The 3,690-nt window shown below is 44.1% G+C and carries 2 protein-coding genes; both read right to left on the bottom strand.

The window, feature by feature from the left end; translation table 11 throughout:
* Positions 1–189: 189 nt before the first annotated feature.
* On the bottom strand, positions 190–2,745 hold the full coding sequence (locus IX315_RS09420; RefSeq protein WP_211837411.1) for a TonB-dependent receptor: 2,556 nt from the start codon (positions 2,743–2,745) through the stop codon (positions 190–192).
* Between the two features lie 11 nt (positions 2,746–2,756).
* Positions 2,757–3,587, bottom strand: a complete 831-nt coding sequence (locus tag IX315_RS09425) for a GLPGLI family protein (RefSeq protein WP_240704010.1) — start codon at positions 3,585–3,587, stop codon at positions 2,757–2,759.
* Positions 3,588–3,690: the final 103 nt, after the last annotated feature.

The following is a 3,690-nucleotide window of genomic DNA, read 5'->3' on the forward strand; positions in this document are numbered from 1 at the left end:
TAAGCAACCAAAGGAAAGCAAGCTCGAACTGTAGAACCTACGTCATGACCCTGGAGAGCTATTCGATTTGTCGCAACAATATCCTGAGGTAGTGGCGTCGCTACAAGTTCAATTGGATTCAGCTCGTACACCGAGTGAAGTGTTCAAGTGGTGATGACTCGATAATATCCGCATACCATAATCTGTGTGTCATAACGAAATAGTGAAGTCAAAAAATACCTCTCTTGGGCGTATGTGGAATATGGAGTAAATATCTGTAGTCGATGTCTGCCACCTCCTCTGATATTGATTGTTCCCAAAGATGTTTCTGCAGGAGAGTCTGAATTCGTATCTATCCTTCTTGTAGCTAACGTGTGCATCAGTGAATACATTGCCTTGTATGCTCTTGTCAGTGTAATGGTAAAATTCGCTCTTACTCCCCAGTCCTAGATTCTTTAGCGGGAAAATAAATAATTCGAGTGCATGCGAGAAGGAAGTGATGCGGGGGTTAGCGATAGACCGATCCGCTTTATTGGCCTGTTTATAGCTCATTATCTTACTGGTTACTTCGTAAGAAATGACCTTCGATGGTTGCATAGAGACGGCAAGGCTAAGTTCGCTATTCTGCAATTGCCAAGGCTCTTTCTTATCCCTCATCAGTAGGTAGTAATCACTCCAAAGCTGTCGTCCCTTGAGGGTAATTAACGTCCTCCATCTAAAGAACGACTTTGCCAAGTTCGCACTTAGTAAGTAGCTAGAAGCGTCGTACCGTTGTTCAGTAGGTGTTTGTCTATATATGGAGGATTGTAGAGTACTATGGTATAGCACCTCATTCGTTCGCCTATTCCACGAAGCATTGATACTTGCAAAATACCCCTTGATAGGACGTTGATACTTAAGTCCTAGAGCTACTGCGTGATTACCTCTATGCTCCAAACTCCCAGTATGAGCTGTGACCACTCTATAAGAAGTGTATAAAGGTGTGCGGTAGATAGATGTAAGACCATCGGGATACTCGAAGTAATTATAGGAGAGTGAGGCAGTAGAGTTGGCACTATACTCATACTGTATGAATAGGCTAGGCTGAAATGTAAACCTTCTCTTCTTCGTTGCTCCATACTTTTGCCATAAGAGATCGCCCTTTAACGTTGCTCTTAGAGCCAGTGCATCCTTTCGGTAATTCACACCTGTCGAGATATACCAATTCTGCTGGGTATACCTTTCTTTGCTATCTACCTCAGGGTACTGTACGTCTATCTCTTGGTGCTTCAGTTGGTACCCTATGCGTTGGTTTAGCATAAAACCTTTAATGGAGTGGTTGAATGCTACATAATTATCCGAGCTAAATGCCGATGTCTTCAGGTGCTCACTAAACCCCTGCGCAGTCAGTAACTGCCCGGGGAGAGAACTATAGGTACTAAGAGAAGCCCCCTCGATGGTATTTCCATTCTTTAGGCGATGTATGATCTCAAAGTCCTCCGTAACATAATATTTCTTGAGTACTACATTCTGCTCTACCTGTTTTTGTTGTAAAAGAGAGGTTCCCTCGCTCCTGTCTACTGTAAAGCTGCCATTTATGCGGTTGTTGATATAGTTCCGCTCCTTATTAATTTTGTAGGTCAGTTCCCCTTCCAATCTTTTCACCCTTGAGCCTACACTACTCTCCTCAGAAAGGATACTTCCCTCATGTTCCAGATACTTCGTTACTTGAGAAGAGTTCCCTCTTTCTTTATCCCAAAAGTAGGAGAGTTGAAAGCGGAGATCATTATCATTCTTAGTCTTTATTAGATGGTTGGTAGTGACGAGATGTGATTGATTAAAAGTAGAGCGTCCCCTTTCTATCTCTGCTGCGGGAGCTACTAGCCTTCTCAGTAGACCTGCCTCCTTCTGATTCCCCCGTAGTTCCGTCACTAGGTCATGGACCTCCCTTGTGATGTCTTTTCCAGTGTTATCATACTTGTACATAGAGAGGTTCTGCATTTGCCGTCCAAATATCATCCCCATCAGACGCCCGCTGTAGAGCATCTCTTTTTCTCCTTGTGCTGTGCTCCCTATCCCTGCATTCAGAATCCCCGTCCACGCATTCTTTACCTCGTCCTTTAATATAATGTTGAGGGCTGCTTGTTCACTAAATTGTACACCCTTTAGACTCCTTATCGGCTGGTGGTTTTGCAGTATTTGCACATCCTGAATCTTGTCAGCGCTTAAGTTCTCACTCGCTTGTGCATATTTAGATCCGAGTAAGTCAAGCCCCTCAATATAGAATTTATTGATTGGCTTCCCTTCAAAGGTAATTTGTCCATCTGTGCGAACAGATAACCCTGGCATCTTTTTTATCACATCGGCAATACTCCTGTCCTGACTAAGCTTAAAGTTGGACACACTGTATACCAGTGTATCTTGCTTCTGCCTAACTCTCTCGGGAGTGACATTCACTTCACGGAGCTCAAAAGTGGTACTCTGTAGCTTAATATCCATGCCACTCCTAAACTCTTCTATCTTTATGCGTCTCGTCTCGTACCCCAGCAACATAAATCCTATTGCTATTGGGTTCGTAGCCTTTTTCGTTGTTATCTGGAACCTCCCGTCTACCCCAGTAAAAGCATATCCTACCAGGGTCGACTCCGTACGATAGAGCATGACATTGACATCTTGTATAGGCACCCCTTTTTCATCCACTACTCGTGCACTGTATATAGTTTGTGCGCTAGAGCTAATGGAAATCAGTGATAGTACTATCGCTAGATAAAATGGGAGCAAACGCATACCGTCTAGGATTACTCTTTTTCTAAAAATAGTGTCACCCTCTCTGGATAGGTAATGTCATTGCCGAACCTATCTTTCCCTCGAGTCTTAAATCCGGTCAACTTCTCAAATAGCGCATCAGGCGATTTCCATAATAGCTTCATAAGTTCACGGTATTCCTGTTTGCTGCAATCCACGTATTTCCCCTTGGGATAGAAGAGGGTTTCATTCTCCACTCGCTCTATCTGTGTGCACGTAAAGGCGAATAGACCTTCGCTCTCCTCTGCATGCAGAATAAGCCCAGGCAATCCGGTAAGCAGCCAAGGACCATCGCTATAAGGTATCTCGGTAGTAAACCAAACCGTCCAATGCCGACCTCGGAAGTCGGTCTCGGCTTGCTGACAGTGGTAGTCTGCGATGATACTATCCTTGGGCACCAAAGTCCACTCTGGCTTGCTCATCGGCTCTGTATAGCGCAGATGCTTAAAGGTTTTCTCGGTAAAGGTAAGCCGATTAGTCGTAGGATAGTTTCTCCAAACCTGATAATTCAGGTTTGTCCTTGGGTAGCCAGCCCGCTCGCAGGCATTCATTACATCTCCCGAACTACCTCCTTGTGCCAAAACCTGTTCCTTAATCAACTCCCTTTGGACATTATTAAGTCCATAGAAGTGGGAGATCTTGCCACCGATATCCAAGATGGCTTCATCCTCAAGAGCTTCTTTCTGCCCTTCAAATTGGTGGTACTTGGTAGAGTAGTGGACTCTAATCTGCACCTTCTCTTTTCCCTCTCCCTTTGCAGTGTAGGATGTACATACCATTGTGGAGAGAAGTACTAATCCGAAAATAACTCTATCTATTCCCATAGGTAATTTGTTTATCAATATTATTACTCACACTGTATTCTGCTGCTTTACTCTAGGTGGGGAAGTATATGCTGAGGGCTTTGGTGCTCCTCGTCTTTATTGA

Origin of the sequence: Porphyromonas levii, from assembly GCF_018206105.1 — a bacterium.
Lineage (GTDB): Bacteria > Bacteroidota > Bacteroidia > Bacteroidales > Porphyromonadaceae > Porphyromonas_A > Porphyromonas_A levii.

Coding starts and splice junctions, on each gene's coding strand:
- IX315_RS09420 (WP_211837411.1), bottom strand. CDS start 2,745: ATGCGTTTGCTCCCATTTTATCTAGCGATAGTACTATCACTGATTTCC.
- IX315_RS09425 (WP_240704010.1), bottom strand. CDS start 3,587: ATGGGAATAGATAGAGTTATTTTCGGATTAGTACTTCTCTCCACAATG.